Source organism: Pseudoalteromonas maricaloris, from assembly GCF_024746855.1.
Lineage (GTDB): Bacteria > Pseudomonadota > Gammaproteobacteria > Enterobacterales > Alteromonadaceae > Pseudoalteromonas > Pseudoalteromonas maricaloris.
Genome location: NZ_CP024625.1, coordinates 1,399,288 through 1,423,029, shown reverse-complemented (window position 1 = coordinate 1,423,029; position 23,742 = coordinate 1,399,288). Strand labels below are relative to the sequence as shown.

At 43.8% G+C, this 23,742-nt stretch carries 23 protein-coding genes and 1 pseudogene; 1 reads left to right on the top strand and 23 read right to left on the bottom strand.

Annotation, left to right across the window (positions count from 1 at the left end; translation table 11 throughout):
* Positions 1-12 precede the first annotated feature (12 nt).
* From CTT31_RS06045 to CTT31_RS05935, 23 genes and pseudogenes are all read right to left on the bottom strand, one after another.
* Complete coding sequence (locus tag CTT31_RS06045; protein ID WP_039492497.1) at positions 13-789, bottom strand: protein phosphatase CheZ; 777 nt, start codon at positions 787-789, stop codon at positions 13-15.
* A gap of 19 nt (positions 790-808) precedes the next feature.
* Entirely contained in the window at positions 809-1,192 is a 384-nt protein-coding gene (gene cheY, locus CTT31_RS06040) for a chemotaxis response regulator CheY (RefSeq protein WP_010369104.1), read from the bottom strand.
* Positions 1,193-1,234: 42 nt separating this feature from the next.
* On the bottom strand, positions 1,235-1,969 hold the full coding sequence (locus tag CTT31_RS06035; RefSeq protein WP_010369105.1) for an RNA polymerase sigma factor FliA: 735 nt from the start codon (positions 1,967-1,969) through the stop codon (positions 1,235-1,237).
* A gap of 2 nt (positions 1,970-1,971) precedes the next feature.
* On the bottom strand, positions 1,972-2,832 hold the full coding sequence (locus CTT31_RS06030) for a MinD/ParA family protein (RefSeq protein WP_010369106.1): 861 nt from the start codon (positions 2,830-2,832) through the stop codon (positions 1,972-1,974).
* The gene (gene flhF, locus CTT31_RS06025; protein ID WP_260492178.1) at positions 2,825-4,300 is read right to left on the bottom strand and encodes a flagellar biosynthesis protein FlhF; all 1,476 of its coding nucleotides are present in this window, start codon (positions 4,298-4,300) and stop codon (positions 2,825-2,827) included. The genes CTT31_RS06030 and flhF overlap by 8 nt, the downstream gene beginning before the upstream one ends.
* A 19-nt stretch (positions 4,301-4,319) precedes the next feature.
* On the bottom strand, positions 4,320-6,422 hold the full coding sequence (flhA, locus tag CTT31_RS06020; protein WP_039492505.1) for a flagellar biosynthesis protein FlhA: 2,103 nt from the start codon (positions 6,420-6,422) through the stop codon (positions 4,320-4,322).
* Between the two features lie 83 nt (positions 6,423-6,505).
* Positions 6,506-7,636 (bottom strand): flagellar biosynthesis protein FlhB, encoded by a 1,131-nt coding sequence (gene flhB, locus CTT31_RS06015; RefSeq protein ID WP_211859550.1) that lies wholly within the window; start codon positions 7,634-7,636, stop codon positions 6,506-6,508.
* 9 nt (positions 7,637-7,645) lie between these two features.
* Positions 7,646-8,424 (bottom strand): annotated as a pseudogene (gene fliR / locus CTT31_RS06010) (flagellar biosynthetic protein FliR).
* Positions 8,425-8,426: 2 nt separating this feature from the next.
* Positions 8,427-8,696 carry a flagellar biosynthesis protein FliQ gene (fliQ, locus tag CTT31_RS06005; protein ID WP_039492511.1) on the bottom strand — a complete coding sequence of 90 codons (270 nt, stop codon included), beginning with the start codon at positions 8,694-8,696 and terminating at the stop codon, positions 8,427-8,429.
* 1 nt (position 8,697) lies between these two features.
* Positions 8,698-9,435, bottom strand: a complete 738-nt coding sequence (fliP, locus tag CTT31_RS06000; protein WP_010369122.1) for a flagellar type III secretion system pore protein FliP — start codon at positions 9,433-9,435, stop codon at positions 8,698-8,700.
* A complete protein-coding gene (gene fliO, locus CTT31_RS05995) occupies positions 9,428-9,886 on the bottom strand; it encodes a flagellar biosynthetic protein FliO (protein ID WP_069018762.1) in 459 nt (152 codons plus the stop codon). Before fliO ends, fliP begins: the two co-directional genes overlap by 8 nt.
* Positions 9,886-10,284: a flagellar motor switch protein FliN gene (fliN, locus tag CTT31_RS05990; RefSeq protein ID WP_069018761.1), complete on the bottom strand. Its 399-nt coding sequence runs from the start codon at positions 10,282-10,284 to the stop codon at positions 9,886-9,888. The genes fliO and fliN overlap by 1 nt, the downstream gene beginning before the upstream one ends.
* Positions 10,285-10,356: 72 nt before the next feature.
* The gene (gene fliM / locus CTT31_RS05985; protein WP_010369125.1) at positions 10,357-11,451 is read right to left on the bottom strand and encodes a flagellar motor switch protein FliM; all 1,095 of its coding nucleotides are present in this window, start codon (positions 11,449-11,451) and stop codon (positions 10,357-10,359) included.
* Positions 11,452-11,461: 10 nt separating this feature from the next.
* Positions 11,462-11,986 carry a flagellar basal body-associated protein FliL gene (gene fliL, locus CTT31_RS05980; RefSeq protein ID WP_039492515.1) on the bottom strand — a complete coding sequence of 175 codons (525 nt, stop codon included), beginning with the start codon at positions 11,984-11,986 and terminating at the stop codon, positions 11,462-11,464.
* 43 nt (positions 11,987-12,029) lie between these two features.
* The gene (locus tag CTT31_RS05975; RefSeq protein ID WP_039492517.1) at positions 12,030-14,117 is read right to left on the bottom strand and encodes a flagellar hook-length control protein FliK; all 2,088 of its coding nucleotides are present in this window, start codon (positions 14,115-14,117) and stop codon (positions 12,030-12,032) included.
* Between the two features lie 142 nt (positions 14,118-14,259).
* Complete coding sequence (gene fliJ / locus CTT31_RS05970) at positions 14,260-14,706, bottom strand: flagellar export protein FliJ (RefSeq protein WP_039492519.1); 447 nt, start codon at positions 14,704-14,706, stop codon at positions 14,260-14,262.
* Positions 14,706-16,037: a flagellar protein export ATPase FliI gene (gene fliI / locus CTT31_RS05965; RefSeq protein WP_017218040.1), complete on the bottom strand. Its 1,332-nt coding sequence runs from the start codon at positions 16,035-16,037 to the stop codon at positions 14,706-14,708. The genes fliJ and fliI overlap by 1 nt, the downstream gene beginning before the upstream one ends.
* Positions 16,038-16,109: 72 nt before the next feature.
* Positions 16,110-16,925, bottom strand: a complete 816-nt coding sequence (gene fliH / locus CTT31_RS05960; protein WP_039492521.1) for a flagellar assembly protein FliH — start codon at positions 16,923-16,925, stop codon at positions 16,110-16,112.
* Positions 16,926-16,928: 3 nt separating this feature from the next.
* Positions 16,929-17,969 carry a flagellar motor switch protein FliG gene (gene fliG, locus CTT31_RS05955; protein ID WP_010369151.1) on the bottom strand — a complete coding sequence of 347 codons (1,041 nt, stop codon included), beginning with the start codon at positions 17,967-17,969 and terminating at the stop codon, positions 16,929-16,931.
* Complete coding sequence (gene fliF, locus CTT31_RS05950) at positions 17,962-19,680, bottom strand: flagellar basal-body MS-ring/collar protein FliF (RefSeq protein WP_130126591.1); 1,719 nt, start codon at positions 19,678-19,680, stop codon at positions 17,962-17,964. Before fliF ends, fliG begins: the two co-directional genes overlap by 8 nt.
* 20 nt (positions 19,681-19,700) lie before the next feature.
* Complete coding sequence (gene fliE / locus CTT31_RS05945; RefSeq protein ID WP_010369155.1) at positions 19,701-20,033, bottom strand: flagellar hook-basal body complex protein FliE; 333 nt, start codon at positions 20,031-20,033, stop codon at positions 19,701-19,703.
* Positions 20,034-20,291: 258 nt separating this feature from the next.
* Positions 20,292-21,671, bottom strand: coding sequence for a sigma-54-dependent transcriptional regulator (locus CTT31_RS05940; protein WP_260492177.1), 1,380 nt, complete (start codon positions 21,669-21,671; stop codon positions 20,292-20,294).
* On the bottom strand, positions 21,668-22,768 hold the full coding sequence (locus CTT31_RS05935; protein ID WP_095728221.1) for a sensor histidine kinase: 1,101 nt from the start codon (positions 22,766-22,768) through the stop codon (positions 21,668-21,670). The genes CTT31_RS05940 and CTT31_RS05935 overlap by 4 nt, the downstream gene beginning before the upstream one ends.
* A 236-nt stretch (positions 22,769-23,004) precedes the next feature.
* Between CTT31_RS05935 and CTT31_RS05930 the strand changes: the two genes are divergently transcribed.
* The gene (locus tag CTT31_RS05930) at positions 23,005-23,604 is read left to right on the top strand and encodes a DNA-3-methyladenine glycosylase I (protein ID WP_211859546.1); all 600 of its coding nucleotides are present in this window, start codon (positions 23,005-23,007) and stop codon (positions 23,602-23,604) included.
* The last annotated feature ends 138 nt before the right edge of the window (positions 23,605-23,742 follow it).

Here is a 23,742-nt window from a genome sequence, read left to right as displayed (position 1 = left end):
CACACTCTCCAACTAGAAGCCTAAACTAGATAGCAAGTCATCGACTTCGTCTTGACCAGAAACCACGTCATCTCGCGATTCAGCGTCAATAATTGGACCTTCAGGTCCAGACAATTCATCACTGATAGTCTCGGTTGTTTTTATTTCGTTTTCATTCGCTTTCACAGCAGTTGAAGGTGCTTCATCTGAAGTACCAAAAACAGTCAAGAGGTGAATGAGACTATCTTCTACTTCTCTCACAAGCTCAATGACGCGCCGAATAACCTGCCCAGTCAAATCCTGATAGTCCTGAGCCATCAGCACATTAGTCATTAAACCTTGTAATTCGTCTGTACGTGTCTTTGAAGTCTGCATAAAGCTGTCGAGATCATGACACAGAGATTTAAACTCACCGAGTTGAATGTCTCTGCTCATCAATCGATCCCAAGTGGGCTTTATTTGCGCTAACTCATCCGCTAGGTTCTGCGCAAGAGGTAAGCTTTCTTCGACCGCGTCCATCGTTTTGTTCGCAGCGCTCTCTGTCATTTCCATAACATAATTAAGACGCTGCTTGGCGTCAGGAATAGCCTCTGTCGTGAGATCTGCGAGGCGAGTATCCAGCTCAAAGTTCTTCAAGGACTCGTGTAATTGGCGAGTCAGCTTTCCGACTTCTGCAAATAACTCCGATTGCTCTTTGTTAGCAGCTTCTAAAATCAGCTGGTCAGCTTTTTCTTGTTCACCTTGTTCTAGAAGCTCAACAAGTTGCTTAGCTTGTTCAAGTGTAATTTGAGGCGCAGCATTTACAGACATAGGCCATATCCCCTTGCTGTTAGCCTAGTCGCTCAAATACTTTTTCAAGCTTAGTTTTGAGCGTACCTGCAGTAAACGGTTTAACAATATATCCGTTCACCCCAGCTTGCGCTGCTGCAACAATTTGTTCTTTTTTCGCTTCTGCGGTAACCATCAACACTGGAATGTGCTTAAGCTTTTCATCTGCGCGTATTGCACGAAGCAAATCAATACCTTGCATGCCCGGCATATTCCAATCAGTTACTACAAAGTCAAACTCCTGATTTTGTAGCATCGGAAGTGCTGTACTACCATCATCAGCTTCTTGAACATTGGTAAAGCCTAAATCTCTTAATAGGTTTTTGATTATTCTTCTCATAGTAGAGAAATCATCAACCACGAGAATCTTCATGTTCTTATCCAAAACTTCCTCCAGTGAGGTTCGAACCCAACTATTTTATGTACTCTAATTTATCCAGTCATTGATTTTAGCTTTAAGCTTTATCATTGCCTGACCGTGAATTTGGCTTACTCGAGATTCACTGACATCAAGGATGGCACCAATCTCTTTTAAATTCATTTCGTCGTTATAGTAAAGTGATAAAACCAGAGCATCCCTTTCGGGTAACGCTTTGATAGCATTTACTAAAGACTCGTTAAAACGTTCATTTTTAACGTTATTAAACGGTTTGTCTAGCGCAAAATCGCTGTTTGCTGGGGTTATCACGTCTTCATCAACCCCAAGATCCTCAATACCGATGACTTTACTTGCATTTACATCATGTAAAATATGATGGTACTCATCTAGAGATATATCAAGTTTTTCAGCGATTTCAGTGTCTTTTGGTTCTCGACCAAGGAGAGATTCTAACTCGGAGATAGCTTCTGCAACCATTCTGCTATTTTTGTGAACAGAACGAGGCGCCCAATCACCACGACGGATTTCATCCAGCATTGCGCCTCGAATACGGATCCCGGCAAAGGTCTCGAAACTAGCGCCTTTAGTTGCATCGAAATTTTTAGATGCTTCAATCAATCCAATCATACCTGACTGGATCAGATCGTCGAGTTGCACACTTGCCGGAAGTCGAGCAATCAGGTGGCACGCCACTTTTTTGACAAGTGGAGCATGCCGTTCAACCACCTTATGAATGTGGTCTGAAGTTTGATATCCCGCAGCTCTATTGACCGGAGAAGCCATAATCACCCGTTTACAAGTTGTTCAATGAAAAATTCTAGATGACCGGAAGGTTGATGCGGAATTGGCCATTTAACTGCCTTAGCAGCAAGTCCCTTAATCGCAATCGCCGCAGGGGAACTCGGAAATAAATCCACGATAGCTCTTTGTCTGCGAGAAGATTTACGCATGTTTTCGTCAAACGGTACGGTGGCCACTAATTCCAGTGCTACATCAAGAAAACGGTCTGTAACTTTTGAAAGTTTAGCAAATAATTCTTGCCCTTCACGCATACTGCGGACCATGTTGGCAACAATTTTAAAACGATAGACACCATGCTCTCTGCTCAAAACTTTGATCAACGCGTAAGCATCTGTAATGGAAGTCGGTTCATCACACACCACAACCATCACATCTTGTGCAGCTCGAGAGAAGCTCAGAACCATATCTGAGATACCGGCTGCGGTATCAACAATTAAGACATCAAATTGCGTGTTAAGCTCGCTAAATGCACGAATAAGTCCTGCATGCTCTGCGGGAGTCAGCTCTACCATACTTTGAGAGCCTGAGGTCGCCGGTACAATTTTAATTCCAGCGGGACCTTCTACGAGAATCTCATCTAGTTCACATTCACCCGACAACACGTGCGACAGATTTTTTTCTACCCTTAGACCTAACATCACATCACAGTTTGCCAAGCCCAAGTCCGCATCTAAAACGAGAACTCGCTGTCCTTGTTGGCCCATAGCGATGGCAGTATTGAGCGAGACGTTGGTTTTACCCACCCCACCTTTTCCACCGGTCACGGCTATTACTTTTACACCCTGGTTGCTATTTTGACTCATTCTACGCAGGCCACTTGCTTGATCTAAAACTGTGTTAATCATACATTCCTACTGACTCTGACGCTACAGGTACACGTCGAGAGTGCTGTGCTTTTATTCTTTTTAAATACAATTGCTCAGCCTTTTTTACTAGCTTTTGAGCATTTGCTACGCGAATGTCTTCTGGCACTCGCTGACCGTTGGTAAGATACCCTATTGGCAAACGATTTTGAATCGCTATGCTAATTATCTCACCTAAACTTAGACTTTCATCAAGTTTTGTGAAAATACAGCCACTTAAATTTACTTTTTTGAAGTGTCTTACTGTTTCTTGTAACACATTCATTTGTGCTGTCGCACTTAATACTAAATAGCTGCGAATATCTACTCTCGCGCTACGCATAAGTGTATTTAACTGTTCAGTTAAGCGCAAATCTCTTTGACTCATTCCCGCCGTATCTATTAATACTAGACGCTTATTGCGTAAATGATAAAGCACTTCTGCAAGTTCATTTGCATCTTTAACTTGCTTAACCGGACAACCAATGATTCTACCATAGGTAGCTAACTGCTCGTAAGCGCCAATTCTGTAGGTATCAGTCGTTATTAACGCCACTTTATCTGCACCGTATTTTTGTGCACCTAATGCCGCTAATTTTGCAACCGTTGTGGTTTTACCAACACCAGTTGGACCCACCATCGCAAATACGCCACCTTGACGAAGAATATCATTGTTAGTGGTGTGCATTTGGTTGATCACCATGTTTAACAATGCATTCCAGGCTTCTTTACGAGAAACATCATCAGGGATAAAGCATGCCATTTGCTCAGCAACGTCTTTGTCTATGCCCATTCCTTCCAGACGATCTACAAGACACGCACGGGTTGGATCGCGACGAGCCATTTCTTGTTTCATTAGACCAGATACTTGATGTTCAAGTAATTGACGAATAGCGTTCATTTCTTCGCGCATTGCACTCATTTCGTCAGGCTTGGCATTTAACTCAGGTAAATCATCACCAAAACCGTTGTCTAATTCATCCGACTCGCCCCACTGCTGTGGCTGCTCAAATGCATCATCATCAAAGTCAAAAGATTGGCGACGAGCTTGCTGTGGCTTCGCTTGGTGCGTCGGCGCAGCAGTTTGTGTTTTACGTTGGCTGCTTAACATTTGCTCTGTATCTATCCCCGACTGGGAGAACATAGAAGCAAGTTCTGGTGAGCGAGGGCGCGGCGCTTGACGCTCAAGCAATGCTTCTAAGCTATCAGCAACTTGCGCTTGCTTTGCTGGCTGTACTTGGCGAGGCTCAGGACGGACAAAGCGAGTCTGTGCTTCTCTTGGGGCTGCTGCATGGGTCGCTGGTGCTTGCTTAGCAGGTGCAGCAGTACGGTCATTATCAATTGCTGCGACGATTTCAACACCATCCGCTAACTTTTTGTTAGACATAATGACAGCATCAGCACCAAGCTCTTCTTTTACTTCATTTAAAGCCGTACGCATATCTTTTGCGAAGAAACGTTTAATTTTCATGTTACAGCCCCTTTATCCTCTATTGTCCAACCGAGCTCACTATCTTAATTTGTCTTTCTTCCGGCACTTCTTGATATGACATCACTCTAAGACCTGGAATTGTATGTTTAACAAATCGAGATAGCACACTTCTTAACATACCTGAGGTTAATAAGATGGACGGTTCCCCTAGCATTTCTTGGTTGTGATGTGCTTCTCTTAATGATTCTTGAAGCCTCTCAGCCAAGCCAGGTTCAATACCTGCCCCCTCATCACCTGCGTTCTGAAGTGACTGATGCAACATCTGTTCCAACTCAGGCGCCAATGTTATGACAGGAATTTCTTCTTCGCTTCCAACGGCATCTTGAACAATCAATCTGCGTAATGAAATTCTTACCGCAGCCGTTAATACATCAGGGTCTTGGCTACGTGGTCCGTACTCAACTAAGGTTTGTACAATCGAGCGCATATCTCGAATTGCAACGCCCTCATTAAGCAGATTTTGTAGCACTTTTACCACGGTAGTGAGCGGTAAAATATCAGGTACTAAGCCTTCTACTAATCTAGGGTGACTTTTCGCAAGCATATCTAATAGATTTTGTACCTCTTCATGACCAAGTAATAGTGACGCATTATTCGTTAATAATTGACTAATATGTGTTGCCACCACAGTTGCAGCATCTACTACTGTATAGCCAAGCGAATGCGCCTCATCTTTTTGGTCTGGCTTAATCCATACTGCATCTAGGCCAAATGCAGGATCTTTAGTCTCTATACCTTTAATCGGCCCAAATACCTGCCCAGGATTAATTGCAAGTTCGTCGCCATGCTTCAACTCACCGGTTCCAGAGCCAACTCCCATTAAAGTAATATTGTATGCATTTGGATCTAATTCTAGGTTATCGCGAATATGTACCGGCGGTACTAAAAAGCCCAGTTCCTGAGATAGCTTTTTACGCACCCCTTTAATACGACTGAGAAGCTCCCCGCCTTGGGCTTGGTCAACTAGAGGAATTAGGCGATAACCTACCTCTAAACCAATCACATCAACAGGTTGTACATCATCCCAACCAAGCTCTTTTTGATCTTGTTGATGGCCACCTTTGGCTGCAGGTCCTTTGGCAGCTTGTTCCGCCTTTTCGATCTCCGCCTTTTTCTTTTGCTGACTTGTGTAATAGGCTATATAGCCAAGTAATACGCCTAACCCTAGGAAGGCAACATGTGGCATGCCAGGAACGAGTCCCATGGTGATCAAAATACCCGAAGCAATAGCTAGTGATTTTTCATTACCCAGTTGGTTTTTAAACTGATCGCCCATGTTGTGCGATTCATTTTGACGCGTTACGACAATTGCAGTGCCAATTGAGAGTAAAAGAGAAGGAATTTGCGCGACCAGACCGTCACCGATTGTCAGCATGGTATATACTTCCATCGCGTGACCAAAGCTTAAATCATGCTGGATCATCCCAACGAAAAGGCCACCTATTATATTAATGGCAAGGATCACGATACCTGCAATAGCATCACCTTTAACGAATTTGCTTGCACCGTCCATTGAACCGTAAAAGTCAGCTTCTCGAGTCACTTCTTCACGACGAGCCCGGGCGTCATCTGCAGAGATAAAACCGGCATTTAAGTCTGCATCAATGGCCATTTGCTTACCCGGCATAGCATCAAGGGTGAAACGCGCAGACACCTCAGAAATACGGCCTGCACCTTTGGTAATTACGACAAAGTTAATAATAATAAGGATAAGGAATACAACTAAACCGACGGCGTAGTTGCCACCAATAACAACACTACCAAAGGCTTCGATCACCTTACCTGCCGCATCACCACCATTATGACCTTCAAGTAATACGACGCGAGTACTAGCTACGTTTAGTGCCAATCGCATGATAGTCGCGATCAGTAGTACCGCAGGAAACATACCAAATTCAAGTGGCTTCAAGGTATAAACAGTCACCAATAGCACCACAAGTGCCAATGCAATGTTGAAGGAAAATAGAATATCAAGCAAAAAAGGAGGTAGCGGCAGAATAACCATGCCAAGTGCTGCAAGCACCAACAATGGAGTACCCACACCTTTAGCATATTCTTTTTTATCTCGATTGAGTTGTTGTAAAACTGCTTTAAATTCCATAACTTAACACAAGCAAAAAATTGACACATAGCAACAAATGCAATATGCGTTCCAATTAATAGCTTATTTTTATGAGAGCAATTTTAATGCCTCAAATCGTCTGGGATTGGTAAATCTCGAGTAAGTGCAACGGGTCTTTTCCCTTTGCCCTTTTGAAAACGATTTAGCTGAAATACATAAGCAAGTACCTGTGCAACCGCGGTAAACAATTGTTCAGGGATTTGATCACCGACTTCGGTGGTGTGATAAAGTGAACGAGTCAATACGGGTGACTCCACAATCGGCACTTCATTTCCTTTGGCTATTTTTCTAATTTGCATCGCAAGTTCATCAACCCCTTTTGCAATAACAATAGGCGCTCCCGCTCGTTCAGTGTCGTATTTAAGCGCAACCGAATAGTGAGTAGGGTTGGTCACAACAACATCTGCATCTGGTACATCCTGCATCATACGTCGTTGCGACATTTCTCTTTGTGTTCGACGGATCCGCGCTTTTATCTGAGGGTCACCTTCTGAGTTTTTGTATTCATCCTTGACTTCTTGCAGCGTCATTTTTAGCTGCTTATGGTGATTATAACTTTGATAAGGGGCATCAATCGCTGAAATAATGATCATAGTGCAACTAAGTGCTAAGAACATCCACGCAATGATTTCTAACGCATGCTCTATACTCGATGGGATTTGCTCAATACTCAAATGTAATATTTCGTTAAAATACATATTGATAAGCAAGATTGCAAAGCCTGCTACTAATACAAACTTAAGAACGGACTTCAATAACTCTATGGCCGCTTGCGGGCCTAACATTCGCTTCAATCCCTTCATTGGAGACATTTTGCTTGCTTTTGGAGCGGCTGCCTGCCAAGAAAAGTTAAAGCCCCCGAGTAACGTATTCCCCACTATTCCTGCAATTGCGATGATAAAAACAAACATGGCCATTGGAAATAGCAGTTCAGCAGCAATATCTCCCCACACAGCAAACATTTTGGTTGTATCGTAGGTTTCATTGCGATTGAGCGACAACATTCGCCCCATAACATTGTAGAGCGCCTTCCCAATTCCAGGCCCATACAAAAGTAGAGCTATTGCAGAAAACAATAACACAAACGTCGTGCCGAGTTCTTTTGAACGGGCTATTTGGCCCTTCTTCCTAGCATCGTCTATTTTCTTGGAGGTGGGTTCTTCGGTGCGTTCTTGACCGGAATCTTCTGCCATTTCAGACTCCTATACCGTGCAACCAATTAGATCGCACATCAGCTCTGTCATTTTGAGCCATTGAAATTCAAATTGTGCTAAAAAATTACCCAATGTCGCCCAAATAATGGTAAGCCCTGCAACTAAGGTAAAAGCAAACCCCACAGAGAAAATGTTCATTTGAGGCGCGGCTCGAGTCATAATCCCAAATGAGATATTGATAATCAACATTGCAGTTAACGGAGCTAATGCAAGTGCAAGAGCCGTAGAGAACATCCATCCCCCCAATTAACTATTCGCCAAAAATTGTCTACCGCCCACCAGTTCCCTGCAATGGGAAAGCTTTCAAAACTATACACTACCATTTGGATCATCATCAGATGGCCGTTATAAACAAAAAACAGTAATGTCGCTAATATTAAATAGAACTGACCGACAGCAGGTACACTCAACCCATTGGCCGGATCTACTACAGATGCGAAACCAAGACCGGTTTGCATAGCAAGGATTTGACCCGCAATGATAAAAGTATTCAGAAGTAGCAATGAACCAAACCCAATAGCTACCCCAGTGACCATTTCTTGAATAACAACTAAAATCATCGAAACGGAGAACAAATCAGTAAATTCTGATTTGGGCAAAACGGGGACCACGGCAAAAGTAACGACCACGGCGAGTGCAAACTTAATTCGGGCAGGTACACTCTGTGCCCCAAGCCCCGCCATTACCATCATCATTGAGCTTATCCGCACCAGTGGAAGTAAAAAATCACTTAGCCACTGCATGATTACCGCAAAGGTGAACTCCATGATTAGCCTGCAATTTCAGGGATGCGCATCACCAAAGAGGTAAAATAGTCCATTAGTTCTTGAGTGAGCCAATGGCCGCCAATGATCAGCGCAAGGATAGTAATAATGAGACGAGGTAAAAAGCTTAATGTTTGTTCATTAATCGATGTTGCTGCTTGAAACACAGCAACAACTAAACCAACTAGAAGCCCAGGTACTACAATCGCCGCCACCAGCTTGATGACTAAAAACAATGCATCACTTAAGATATCAACAAAGACTTCTGGTTCCACATTACACCCCCAATCCGAAGCTTCTGGCCAGTGTACCCATGACCAAACTCCAACCATCGACGAGCACAAAAAGCATAATCTTAAACGGCAAGGAAACTATCATTGGAGATAACATCATCATACCCATGGCCATCAAGACACTGGCTACGACTAAGTCGACTATCAAAAATGGAATAAAGAACATAAAGCCGATAATAAAAGCCGTTTGCAGCTCGGATGTAACGAAAGCCGGAATAATAACGATAAACGGCGTGTCTTCAGGGCTATCAAGCTTGTCATAACCCGCTATCTTGGCAAAGGTTTCAAGGTCTTTAATTCGAGTTTGTGACAGCATAAAGGCTTTCATCGGTTCTTTAGCACGTTCAAGTGCTTGGATTGACGTGATTTCTTCTTTTATATACGGCTGCACAGCCTCATCATTTATCTGCGAAAATATGGGTGCCATTATAAATAACGTCAAAAACAACGATAAACCGAGTAAAATTTGATTCGATGGCGACTGCTGCAGACCAATCGCTTGTCTCAAAATCGCAAGCACAACAATTATTCGAGTAAACGAAGTCATCATGATAACAGCTGCTGGAATAAAACTCAGCGCTGTCATAATGGCAAGTACTTGAAGTGTCACTGAGTACTCTTGAGAGCCATCAGGGTTTGTTGTAACGTTTATTGCTTCTATCCCTTCCGCAGAAGCTACCCCAGAAAACAGTAATAAACAGAGTATCAGCAATCTAATCATGACTTTTCTTATTATGGTTATTGGCTACTTGCCCTTTGCCCGCTAAAAACTTTTGTAACTCATTTGCAAATGGCGTTCGGCTAACATCATCTAACGGTGTTTCCAACTGGTATAAGTAGTTGATATTATTTGGTGTTACTCCAAGCAAGTGCTGCTTTTCATCCAATTCGATAACCAGCAAACGTTCTTTCGTACCGAGCGATATACTGCGGATCACCTTAAAGTCTTTCTGGTTTACAATATTGGGATTTAAACGTTTTAAAACGAACGCTAAGCCTAAAATAAGTAAGATCACCAACATCAGAGACAATCCCATGGAAAGTAGCTCTGAGCTTAACCCCGCGGTACCTGCCCCTACAGAAGATTTAGGTACTGTCTCTGAGGTTGTTGCAGTGACAGCCCGTGTATAAAAAGCGATGCCAAACACTGCTAAAGACCAACCCCAGCGCATTAACGTAGCTTTTTAATACGCTCAACCTGACTAATGACGTCCGTTAAGCGAATACCAAACTTGTCGTTTACTACAACCACTTCACCGTGCGCTATCAATGTGCCATTAACAAGCACATCTAACGGTTCACCGGCCACGCGATCAAGCTCAACAACAGAACCCTGATTTAGCTGGAGTAAATTACGAATATTAATTTTAGAACGGCCAACTTCCATAGAAATGGTGACTGGAATGTCTAAAATGGTATCGAGTTTACGTTTTTCATCTGACGATAATGCAGGCGCTGAATCTTTGAGTTCATCTAACTCTGCAACTTCTGGCTCACTGCCACTTTCGGCACCTTCGGCTTCAGCGAGTGCTGCTGCCCATTCGTCCATAGTATCTTGATCATCGCTCATTGGATTACTACCTGATTAAGTTAATTTGTTGTCCATAATTAGTCTCACGATTTTGCGTATACAAGTCCGCGACTACCAATCTAAATCTACACCTTCGGAAAGATGTAGATCTTCTTCTAATTCTGCCAGTTCAGCATCAGAATCGAGCTTTTTACCACCTTTGGTAAATACATGAAGCTCAGACTTAACTGATTCTGGACGTTTAATTTTTTCACTGATCTGCAACGCGACATTGTCACGAGAACGGCCCATTTTTGCTCTAAACGTTGGCAATTCCTCAATAAAAACCGTTACATGTTCTGGCATTTCCACAGGAATAACATCACCAGCTTGAAGCTTCATTATTTGCTCAAGCGATAAGTCAACTTCCAGTAGCTGGGAAGAAATCTCAACTTCTACATCCATAATCTCATCACGAAGCGCCTTACTCCAACGCAGATCGGTATCTTCAGTATCTGATTGAACACCAGCATCGAGTAACTCTCGAATAGGTTCCAACATAGAGTAAGGCAGTGAAATATGGAAATCGCCCCCTCCACCGTCTAACTCGATGTGAAAAGAGCTAATCACCACCACTTCTGTCGGTGACACAATATTAGCCATCGCAGGGTTCACTTCTGAGTCGAGGTATTCAAACGACACATCCATCACCGGCGCCCAGGCTTCTTTGTAATCTTCAAAGATGATCTTAAGGAGCATTTGCACGATACGACGTTCTGTTGGTGTAAACTCACGCCCCTCTATCTTGGCATGATAACGACCATCCCCACCAAAAAAGTTGTCTACAAGAATAAAGACCAGACGCGCTTCCATGGTTATCAGGCCAGTACCTTTTAGCGGTCTAAAGCGCACCATATTCAAGCTGGTAGGAACGAATAGAGTATGGATATATTCGCCAAATTTCAGCATTTGTACGCCATTGATAGACACCTCAGCGGTGCGGCGCATCATGTTAAAAAGGCTTATCCGCATATGGCGGGCAAATCGTTCATTAACGATTTCAAGCGTCGGCATTCGCCCACGCACAATCCTATCTTGAGACGAAAAGTCATACTGTAAGGCACCTGCACCTTCGCCGTCACCACCGTCGCCGATTTCGTCTTCTTCGACTTCATCTACACCATGGAGTAGCGCATCAATTTCGTCTTGGGATAATAAATCGCTCACAAATACTACCTTATTGCATTACAAAGCCAGTAAACAACACACGTTCGATTACTTTGCTACCTTCAACCCCTTCCATCGCAGCTTGGACTTTATCTAGCGCCGTTAAGCGCAAAGTTTCTTTACCTGCACTCGTGCTTAGCTCATCAGCCGTAGTCGTTGAAAACACGCTCAGTAAAGTACCTTCAATCAAGGGAATATGCTTCTTTGCTACTTCTTCATTAACATCACCGCGAACCAACAGCTGAACTTTAATTTGCACGATTCTATCGCGACTGGCACCTGGCACATTAAAAACAAAAGGGCGAGGCATAGCAACGTACAGTGCGCTCCCCATTTGCGCAGCGCTACCTTGCTCCGCTTTAACTTCGCTTGCTGTCGTCTCTTCTGCTAAGGATTCTTCTGGTGCGTCTGAGCCTGAAAATAAGAAAAACCCTGCGACACCGCCGAGTACCAATACCGCCGCGGCAATAATGATAATCAGCTTTTTCTTAGAACCACCCGTTTCTTCTATTTCTAAGTCGGTTTCTTCAGCCATAGCAAGCCCTTATGATCTTTATTAATTACAATAATAGCAGGTGTTAGGCATAGTAATCTATTGCAGAATCAGTATTTCTCTTTTGCGGCGATTGTGAATTATCAGAACCCCCCGATTCATCACCTAAAGTTTGCTGTCCACTCGTATTGCCACCAGCAGTTTGCGACTCTGATTCAGTATTTCCACCTTGCTGATGTGATATTTGGCTGTCACCCAGTTCAATACCCTGCTCAGCTAACATTTCTCTTAGTCTTGGAAGTGATTGCTCTAACAACTCTTTAGCTTGCTGATTTTGCACCACAATATTCACTTGAGCCTGCTCTGCATCGCTTTTTATCCGAATTTGCATCGCCCCTAGCTCTGGCGGGTCTAAGCGAATTTCAGCTTCTTTATTGTTAAGATTAAGCATCAGCCCTACCCGTTGATGAAGCTCTTTAGCGGCATCTTGACGCGCTATGTTAATCGCCTGTTGAAGATTAGCATCTGTTGCTTGTTTTGTCTGTGTTGTACTTTGGTTTGTTGGCTGAGACTGTTGAATTTGCTGAACTTCTTTCAATGTTTGGTTTAGTGAGCTTGTGTCTTGCGATGCACTTACAGGGCTTGCTTCAGGCTTGGCTGGAGTTGGTATCGCTGTTGCGGTATTGGCCGATTGACGCTCATTTTTGACAGCCTCTTTCGCGATGCTTGCTTCCGCTTGCATCAGCTTACTATTTTCTTTATCAACTACCTTTTCACTTATTTGTTTTTCTAAGTTCTGTTTTTCTGAACTCTGCTTCTCTGCAGCCAACTTTTCATCGCTAGTCAATTTATTTACAGCTATATTTTTTTCAGCACGTTCACCCTCTTTAACTACTACAGCCTGCTGCTCACTATTGTTAGACTTTTCTTGCGTGCTATTTACATTAAAAGACGCTTGAGTAGTGTTTTTAACATCTGTAGCAGCTTCTTGCGGCGTGTTTGTTGAAGTTTGTGTTACGACAGAGGATGGCACAAATGCTTTAAACGGCTGTACATTTGCGATATCAACACCTTTACCAATTAACTGAGCTACGGCTTTTTGTACAGCCGGTGACGCATCGTAAATATCCAGCTTACCAGCCATCACGGCTTTTAATTCTTGTTGTTGCTGTGCGGTCAACTTTTCTACCATGGTTTGCACATCTGTAGTGCTTTTTGTACTTACTGAGTTTTTGTCTTTCGCAGTTTGTGTACTAGCCTCAGAGACGATTTGCTTTGTCTCTAATTGCTTAGCTTCAGATGAGGAAACCGATTGAGCAAGCTCTGATTTCTTAGCGCCTAAGAGTTCTTTCAGTTGCGCGGTTTCAGACTCATCTTCAACTTGAGTCCCAACTGACTTATCAGCACCTAGATCCCGCTTTTCTACGCTTGTATTGGTAACCAAGGCTTGAGTGCCAGTATCCTTTTGCAACTTAGGCTGTAATATTTGCTCTTCAGTCTCTGCGCTGTCGTTTCTTAGCGAAGGTTTAGCAACCTCACCGTCTGCGTCTTGACTATCCAAAGAAACGGTTGGTTGTAGCAAAGTATTTGTTTTAGTGCCGGCGTTTTCAGTTTGGCCTTTCCCCCCTCGAATGAGTGGACTGGCTTCGTCTTGTAGCGGCTCCTGAGATGGCGCACTATCGCTAGCTACAACCTCTTCATCAGTCAAAGAAGCATTGCCCAATGCTTCTTTGACTGATTGCGCAATTGCTGTTGGGGATTGGCTCAATGAAGTGCTCTGCTGTTTTGCAGCGTTGATCTGAGCATACAAGTCATTATCTGGGAGATCAGGAAGCGGTTTGTCCACAACTACCTGACCTTTGTCAGTGTAGCTAACAGTAGAAGTTGGTACTTCCCCTTGCTGCTTAGAAGAAGAGGCTTGTGCTTTACTATCTGCCTGCGGAGCATCATCTGATGCGACTTCGCTATCTATTGGCGCATCCAGATCTAAGGTTACAGGATCTGCAGATTCTTTTACCTGTTTACTTGCACTCTCTTGTTCCGCTAGCTCAGCCATTAAAGCACTAAACCCAGAGCCGCCCTCAGAACCCTCAGCATCCATATCTTGGGATTTTTCTTTAATATCAACCTCGTTACTGCCTCGTTGCAGCATGGATGCAAGCATTAGATTCATCTTAAAGCTACCTCATAAAGTGGCAATGTCCTGCCGTTGTAATACACCGTTAAAAACCAACACTATGAATATTAGTGACTTTTACGAGTGAACTACCTAAATAATAAAACGCTAATTATTACGAAGCATATTTCGAGCCAACTTACCAAGCACGCTCTCTTCGTACAAACTGATTCGTTGCAAACTCATCAAGCATCTTTTGCTCTGCTTTGGCAAGACGAGTTTGCTTCGCGAGGGCTTGCTTCTCGATAAGCTTTTCAATTGCCTTCGTTTTAGCCTGTTGCGCTAGCCATAGCTTGCGACGTTGTTCAACCACCTGCTTCGCGGTGTTGACCGTTTTTGCTTGCTGATCAATTGCCTGCTCAATCTTATTAATAAAGTTATGATATTGAATGAATCCGCCACTAGACAGACCAACTTGTGCTTTACTATGAAGCTGCATGCTGTATTCCAGACGAAAATCGTTTAGTCCCGATAACCGTTGTTGGTTTGTTGCTAAGTGCTGCTGGGCTTGAACAAAGTTCGCTCGAAGGCTATCTTCTTTGTCTTTTTCTAGCTTAAGCAATAAAGTCAGTTTGTTATTTGCCATTATGCTTGTCCTAGTAGCTTAGCGAGGCCTTGTAAACACTCGTCATAATTGATCACGTCTTTCATGCCTTGCTGAAGGAAGTTATTCACCGCAGGCATCATATTTATCGCCTGATCTAACATCTGATCACTGCCACGTTGATAAGCACCTAAGGTGATCATGTCTTTATTTTGCTGGTACATTGAATAGACTTGTTTGAGCACTCTGGCTTGCTGCATATGTGCCTCTGATACCACTTGAGGCATGACTCGACTAATGGACTTTTCAATATCTATCGCTGGATAATGACCACTATCGGCAAGCTCTCGTGATAACACAATATGACCATCCAAAATAGCTCGAGCAGCATCGGCAATGGGGTCTTGCATATCATCACCTTCACTCAATACCGTAAAGAATGCGGTAATTGAGCCTTGTCCTTCACCACCATTACCTGCGCGCTCAACCAATGCTGGGAGCTTTGCAAACACGGAAGGCGGATATCCTTTTGTGGCTGGCGGCTCACCAACCGCAAGCGCTATCTCACGCTGTGCCATGGCATAACGCGTCACCGAATCCAGTAATAACAGTACGTTTAATCCTTGATCGCGGAAATACTCCGCAATAGTCACTGCACTCTCACAGCCTTTTAAGCGCATCAGCGGTGAGGCATCGGCGGGAGCGGCAACCACTACGGAGCGGCGTCTACCCTCGACGCCCAAAATCTCATCAATAAATTCTTTTACCTCACGACCACGTTCACCGACCAAGCCAACGACGATAACATCCGCCTCACTGCCTCGTGTCATCATGCCAAGCAGTACCGATTTACCCACACCACTCCCTGCAAATAGACCCATACGTTGGCCTTGACCCACTGTCACGATCGAATTTATCGCGCGTACACCTACATCCATTGGTGAGTCGATTGGACGCCTTGCTAGTGGGTTAATGGGCGCTGCGGCAAATTTCAGATGTTTCTCAGCGTCAATGGCACCAAGGCCATCTAGTGGCCTACCAAGTCCGTCAACCACGCGGCCAAGTAGACCCATTCCGACAGGTAATCCAGCATCCTTAACTTTTGGGATCACTCGCGCTCCAGGAAGGACGCCTGTAATATGATCGTTTGGCATAAGGTAAAGCGTTTCTTGATTGAAACCGATGACTTCTGCATCAATAAAACCGCCCAGTGTCTCGATTTTACATTGGCTGCCGACGGGAGCACTTAGCCCCCTAGCTTCAAGGGTGAGGCCAACCACACGGGTGAGGCTGCCTGCAACCGCAACCCCATATGGTTTAATAAATTTCTGATACTTACTGATGCGCTCGCTCATAGCAGCAGATGTCGACATGTTCGCAATTACCTTAGGAAGGCATCGTTATCCTGATTTGATTGCTTCGCTTATCTAGATAACAGTGCAGTATTATTGGTTTATACCGCTATCTTGCAAAAATGATTCCAACACTTCGCTAATACGGTTCTTAAGCGTCATATCAATGGATGACTGTGGCGTTTTCACCTCGCAGCCACCTCTGTCCAACGTCGGCTCTGGAAGTAACTGCCAATGCTGTGATTGTATATGTTCTTCGCCGTACATGGCTTGCACTAAGGCCAAATCTTCTGGATGCAGATGGATGCGTACTGTTTGATCTTTGACAGGCAACGCGTCCATTGCTTTTTTCAACGCGTTTAAAATGAGGTCAGGCGTGGTCTTAAGCTCTTTAAAAATAACCTGCTCCGCCAATAAATTGACAAGTACAACCAGCTGCTTTTCACACTCATCATCAACCTTTTTCAGTGGCGTTTGCATGCCATCTAGTATAGTGGATAGCGCCTTCATCCTCTCTTCAATAAGCGGTTGTGCTTCCTCAAGTCCCTTTTCTTTACCTATTTCTACGCCTTCTTTATAACCGGCTTCTTTACCTTCAGAAACCCCTTTGTCAAAGCCTTCAATATAGCCCTGCTCATGGCCTTGCTTTATTCCTTCGTCGTAGGCGTCCTGGCGGATCTGCTCTAACTCTTCAATGGTCAAAGTAGGAAATTCAGGCTCTTGTGGCTCAGGTTCGGGGTGCGCCTGCTTTTTCGTATACAACTCTTCAAGCGGTGTACCGAATGCGGTCGAACGACCGCGGAATTTTTCGGGCTTATCCGTAACATCTGGAATAGGCCAGTTTTCTAATAACTCATCCAGCGCTTCGGTGCTGACTGGGCGGCCTTTATACAACTTTTTATCGACCATGGTTTATAGGAACTCCTCACCACCACCGCCACCAAGCATAATTTCGCCTGAGTCAGCCAAACGTCTAGCCGTTGCCAAAATTTCTTTTTGTGCAGCTTCCACTTCACTGATCCGCACTGGAGGCATAGCCTCAAGGTCATCTTGCATCATCTCAGCAGCACGCTTAGACATATTCTTCATAATCTTTTCTTTTAAAGATTCGTCCGCGCCTTTAATTGCTTTCATCAGTACGTCTTGCTGTACTTCACGCAGAATAGCCTGGATACCTCTGTCTTCTACATCCATCAAGTTTTCAAACACAAACATGAGGTCTTGAATTTGTTGCGACATTTCTTCGTCATGTTCTCGGATTGAATCCATCAACTGACCTTCAATATTAGTATCCAAGTAGTTCATGATATCTGCGGCGGCTTTTAAGCCACCCATTTTCGCTGCTTGTGCACCAGCTTGACCAGCGAACTGCTTCTCCATGATCTCGTTGAGTTCTTGTAGTGCCGCAGGTTGTACTTCTTCTAAGTTTGCAATACGCATAGTTAAATCTAAGCGTACTTTCTCAGGAAACTGAGACAAGATTTCGGCGGATTGCTCAGGCTCGAGATAAGACAATACAATCGTTTGGATCTGCGGGTGTTCGTTGCGGATAATATTGGCAACTTGCTTCGAGTCCATCCACTTCAACGAATCCAACCCTTTTGCACCGGAGCCCATAACGATTTGGTCAATAAGACTTGCCGCTTTGTCTTCACCAAGTGCTGCGGTTAGCGCCTTCTTAATGAAATCTTCCGATTGGAAACCAATTGTACTAAAACTTTGAATTTGTTCGATAAACAAATTGTGCACAGCTGCTATTTTAGCCTGAGATAGGTCATCCATGGAGGCCATTGCCATACCGACCTTTTGCACTTGTTTTGGCTCTAAGTGTTTCAAAATCTGAGCCGCATCTTCTTCAGTCAAACTAAGCAGTAAGATGGCAGCCTTGTCGACGCCATCTAGCTTGTCAACGTCAAAGGCTGCGGGCAATTGTTTTTGTTCTTGATCAGTCATCTTCTGTCAACCACGCTTTCACAACTTGTGATGAGAGTTCTGGTTCGTTAGCAACTAAGGCACGTACTGCTTTGAGTAGGTCTTCGTCGCCATGTAAGTCTGGCAATTGTAATCTACCGTCAGAAGAGAAGCCAACCGCAGACTCATCGAATTCGTTATTTAGCATATCGAGTGTACTGTCACCTAAATCAACACCACTGGTCAACGCATCTTCATCAAAATCTTCAAGCGTATCATCTGGGTAAATTAGACGCTTAAGCATAGGTCTTACTACCGCTAAGATTAGCACAATGATCACTAAGGTACCTGCTGCAAGACGAATTGTCTTTTGAAACCAATCTTGCTCCCAAAGTGGTATCTCCTGCATTTCAGTGAGATCTTCACGTACGAATGGCACAGTAACTACCTCTAACGCATCACCTCGCTGCATATCAAAGCCCACACCACCTTGTAGCAAACGACGGATGTTATTTAACTCTTCTTGCGTACGCGGCGCCATTGCCATGTTACCTTCAGCATCAGGTTTTGCGAGGTAGTCAACGGCCACACTCACACTGATCCGGCGAATAACCCCTGTTTGCTGACGTTTATGGCTAATAGTGGTATCTAACTCATAGTTACGGGTTGCTTCTTTTTGATTACTGCTTGGTGTTGCACTTTGACCATTGCCGCCTTGACCCGCAATCTCTGGGATATTTGAGTTTATGGGAGGTTGATTAGTCAGCGCCCCCGGAATACCTACAGCTAAACCACCAATATTATTTTCTTCATACGTCGTTTCGCTACGAACCGCTGGTAGATCAGGGTTATAACGTTTTTGCGTTTCTTCAACTGCGCTGAAGTCCATCGTTAAGTCAACCTGCGCGGTAAAGTTACCAAGACCTACAGTTGGGATCAGGATGCTATCAATTTTTTCTAGATATTCTTGTTCACGCTTACGTTCGATTTCATACTCTTTTCTCGAGCGTGCAGCCAAAGAGTCTTGAGAACCAGAGTTGAGTAAGCGGCCGTTTTGATCGGTGACGGTCACGCGTGAAGGCTCTAAACCTTGTACCGCTGATGCCACGATGTCTACGATTGAATCAACTTCTTCGCCGCCAAGCGTTTTGCCACGTTTAAGGGTAATAACTACGGTTGCTGAGGGCTTTTTCTCGCGACGTGCAAAGACGTTTTCTTTTGGTATTGCAAGCAACACTTTTGCACGATTTACGTCTTGTAACTCTTCAATTGTTCTCGCAAGTTGTTGCTCACGGCTATGCTTTAAACGCTCTCTTTCAAGACGTTGGCTAACACCAAAACCCATATCTTGCATCAGAATATCAGTGCCAGAACTCGGAGATTGGGTAAAACCGTCACGCGCCATGCGTAGTTTTATGTCTTGATAGTCCGACTCAGCAACTAAAATGGTATTACCATCTAATTGGTATTCAATTTTCTGTTGGTCTAAAAAGTCTAACGTTTCGACGAGTTCTTCTGTTGGGTATTTACCAAGTGGGCGCATATCTGGTTGGCGCGCCCAAATGATAATAAAGATTGCGATTGCTAAACAAATAGCAAGGGCAATAACCAGAGTAACCTGGCGCAACATATCAACACCGCTTAGCGCACTGAAGTAGCCTGATTTTTGCTCTTGTTGCTCATCCGATCCGCTGTCATTATTCAGCGCGGCATCGGAAAGCGTAAGATCTGTTGATTGATTAGTAGCCACGATTACTCTCCACAGTCACTCAATTAAACTGGCATGCTCATGATTTCTTTATAGGCCTCAACAAGTTTATTACGAACTTGCACTGTTGCCTCAAAAGCGACCGACGATTTTTGTTTCGCTATCATGGCTTCTGCAAGAGAAACGCTTCTGTCACCCATTTCAACAGCGGTGACTTTTTGTTTCGCTTCTTGTTGTAAGCCATGAACCGTATTAAGTGCGTCTGAGAGTAAATCGCCAAACTGAGCCGATGAAGATGCCGCCGTCTTAACCGGCTGCACTGATGGCTGTGTGTTTCTCGTCGCTTCTGCAGCCATTGCCTGCATTTCTTGAAATAGCGCTGATGATTGTACTTTCATGATGCTTTACTCAAAATAACTCTTAGTTACCTGTAATAAAGCAGAAAACGTGCCAACTTAAAATCTTTTGTTTTCAACACCTTATGGAATTTTAATCATGTCGAAAAATTGGCAGTACATAGAAGTGAAAACTAGGCGCCTAAGATCTGCAGATCTTTATAGGCACCTGATTAAATTTGAATTAACAGATAAAGCTTAGCCTGAGGTTTGGATAAGCAACGAACTAACTCATTGTTTTTTAAGCTCAGCTAACTTAGGTTAAGCGGGTAGCGCAATCCCTAAATCTCGCATTTTTGCCAGCTTGTAGCGAAGTGTGCGAGGACTCATACCTAATACCTCCGCCACCTCTTTGCGTTTACCGTTAAACTTTGCCAGCGTATCTAAAATAATTTGGTGTTCTTTATCCTGTAGCTCATCTTTATAGCTAATGATTTCATCCTCACCTTGTGAGCGCTCCATTAAAGCTGATGCTTCATGATTTACAAGTGGAGCAGATTCAATCAAAGCCATCGGTGAGAAATTTTCGATAAAAATATCATCTTCTTGAATTTCATTACCTTGGAACAAAATCAGGGCACGTTGAATTACGTTATCTAGCTCTCTTACATTTCCAGGCCAAGTGTGCGAACTGAGCTTGCGCTTTGCACCGCTGCTTAATATAGGTGTTGGCTTGCCTGCTTTTTGCGTATGTCTTACCAACAAATGCTCGGCTAACACCGCGATATCACCTGCTCTGTCCTTCAGTGGCAACCACTCTAGCGGGAAAACATTGAGGCGATAATATAAATCTTCTCTAAATACCCCATCCTCCACCGCTTCTTTTAAATCGCGGTTACTGGTTGCCAACACTCTGACGTCCAGTGAAATGGTTTTTCTACTGCCTAAACGCTCTACTTCCCGCTCTTGTAACACGCGAAGTAATTTTGCTTGTAATCCCAAATCCATCTCTGTGATCTCATCAAGCAAAATCGTTCCCTTTTGTGCTTGCTCAAATTTTCCAGGACACGCTTGAATGGCACCTGTAAACGCCCCCTTTTCGTAACCAAATAGAGTCGCTTCGAGCATATTTTCTGGGATTGCAGCGCAGTTAATTGCGATAAAAGGCTCGTCTGCTCTGTCGGATTTATCGTGAATATAGCGAGCCAACACTTCTTTACCCGAACCGCTTGGTCCAAGTACCATCACGCTGGCATCCGACTTAGCTACTTTTGCAGCCAGTTCAAGTAGTTTAATACTCTTGGGATCGGCAACAATGGGGCCATCTGTCTCTTTTTCCTTCTCAGGTAGATAACGTCCAACCATATTAAGCAATACTTCAGGCGCAAATGGCTTAGCCATATAGTCGATGGCACCCAATCTCATCGCCTCAACCGCATCATCAATGGTCGCGTATGCTGTCATCATCAATACCGGTAATTCGGGATAGTTGAGTTTAATGGTCTTTAACAAGTCAAGCCCACTCATGGCACCCATTTGCACATCACTCACCACCAAAGAAAAGGTTTCCTGCTTTAGCAATAAAACGGCTTGTTCCGCACAACTTGCTTCTACGCACTCGATATTTGAAAGCTGCAATGTATCGATAAGTGCTTCTCTTAAACCAGCATCATCTTCAACAACTAAAACTCTGTTACTCATAGTTCCTCCGCCTCAATTAGTGGTAGTACCAAGCTAAAACGTGCGCCCTTACCTTCAACATTGTCTGCCTGCGCAAACCCTTTGTGCGCGTTAGCGACCGAATTAACCACCGCAAGTCCTAGCCCAGTCCCCTGCGACTTAGTTGTAAAAAATGGTTCAAACAACTTGTCTACTAAGGTTTCATCAATACCAGGACCATTATCAACAACTGAGATACGTACATACTCGCCACACGGCTCGCGCTCTGCATTAAGTTCAATGTGTGCCGCACTGCCAATTATTTGAATACTGTTGTGGATCAGGTTTTGGATCGCACTTGCAAGCGCAGTACGATTACCTAATATTTCGATATCTGGCTCGGGTAAAAATGCTTCCAATTTTGCTTGGTTAAGCTCAACCATAGCGTCAGCACCCGCTTTGACTTCACTTAATAATTGTTGCATTGACACTCGCTCAACCACTTGTTGTTCACCGCTTTTAGCAAACAACAGCATGTCATTAACTTGGCTTTCTAAGTCTTTTAACCGAGACATCAACTTATCGTGAAACTTTTCTCGAGAAGCCGAAGGAAGATTAGCTGCACCTAGGTTTGCACCATATAACATCGCAGCCGATAACGGCGTACGCACTTGATGCGCCAATGAAGCAACCATTTTTCCTAACGCACTTAACCTTTGCATATGCGCAACACGGCTTTGAAGCCGGCGCGTCTCGGTGAGATCTGTCATCAAAATGAGTTGCCCAGGTTCTGGTGTTAGCGCGGTAATATCTAACTTAATTCTTCTGCCATCTTTAAGAGAGACTTCATGACCATCGTCCTGCTGTGGTCGAAATGAACGCTGAATAACGCTAAACCACTTTTCACCTTCGAGTGGTTCACCCAACATATCCATCGCAATTTGATTCGCCTTGGCAATCATACCTTGACCATCAAGTACCACGACACCCGCAGGCATAGTATCAACAAGATGGCTTAACCAACTCGCCTGCTGCCTAAGGTCGCTTAGCTCACCGACGTAGGCTTCTTGCAGCAAACAGGGGTTGTAGCGATTCGTCGTTGGTACAAATTGTGGATTAATAACATGTGCTAATGCCATTTTTCCGCTCTCTTAAAAATAAACTCAATGGATAAAAGCAAAAAACGATCCAACTTTATATTTCATTTAAAACATAGAGTTATATAACACTTAACAATATCAATTTATTGACACTGTTTTTATATACAGCGTTATGCTAGAGTTTTTGAAAGCCAAATGTGATGCCGCAATGAGTAGTTAGCGTAGTAAATCATTTAGCTTATTCATATTCACAATTAGATAGAAGAGAGCCAACAATGACAATACGATGCGGCTGGGTGGACGAGAGCAAACCCGATTATGTTGAATACCATGATAAGGAATGGGGAAGACCTGTACTGGATGACCAGAGCTTGTTTGAGTTTATCACATTGGAATCTGCACAAGCTGGCTTAAGCTGGTATACCATTTTGAAAAAACGTGAAGGCTATAGAAAAGCATTCCACGATTTTGATGTACACAAAGTGAGCCTGATGACAGAGCAAGATATCGAGCGGCTATTAGCATGTGACGGAATTATCAGAAACCGCGCAAAAATCGCAGCAACGATAAACAACGCTAAGCGATTTATTGAAATTCAGCAAGAGTTTGGCAGCTTTGCAAAATACCAGTGGCAATTTGTTAATTACAAGCCTGTTATCAACCCCATGCGTGACAAACACGATGCCGTTGCCACCAGTGAAATCAGCGACAAATTTGCCAAGGACTTAAAAAAACGTGGATTTAAGTTTTTAGGTTCAACCACAGTGTATGCACATATGCAAGCTTGCGGCATGGTTAACGACCATGCCGATAACTGCTTTTGCAAACAAACCATTATTGCCAGTTATCAAGACTTGGATTTTACTCAACTTTAAACAATAAAGTACAAGGCCGCGTATTAAGTGGCCTTGCTGAGTTGATTAGGTAACCTGAACTTGGAATAACAACTTGTTCTCTAGCAGCTGTTATCCCTTACTACTGCGTTAAATTTGCTTGCAATAGGCCAGCTATTG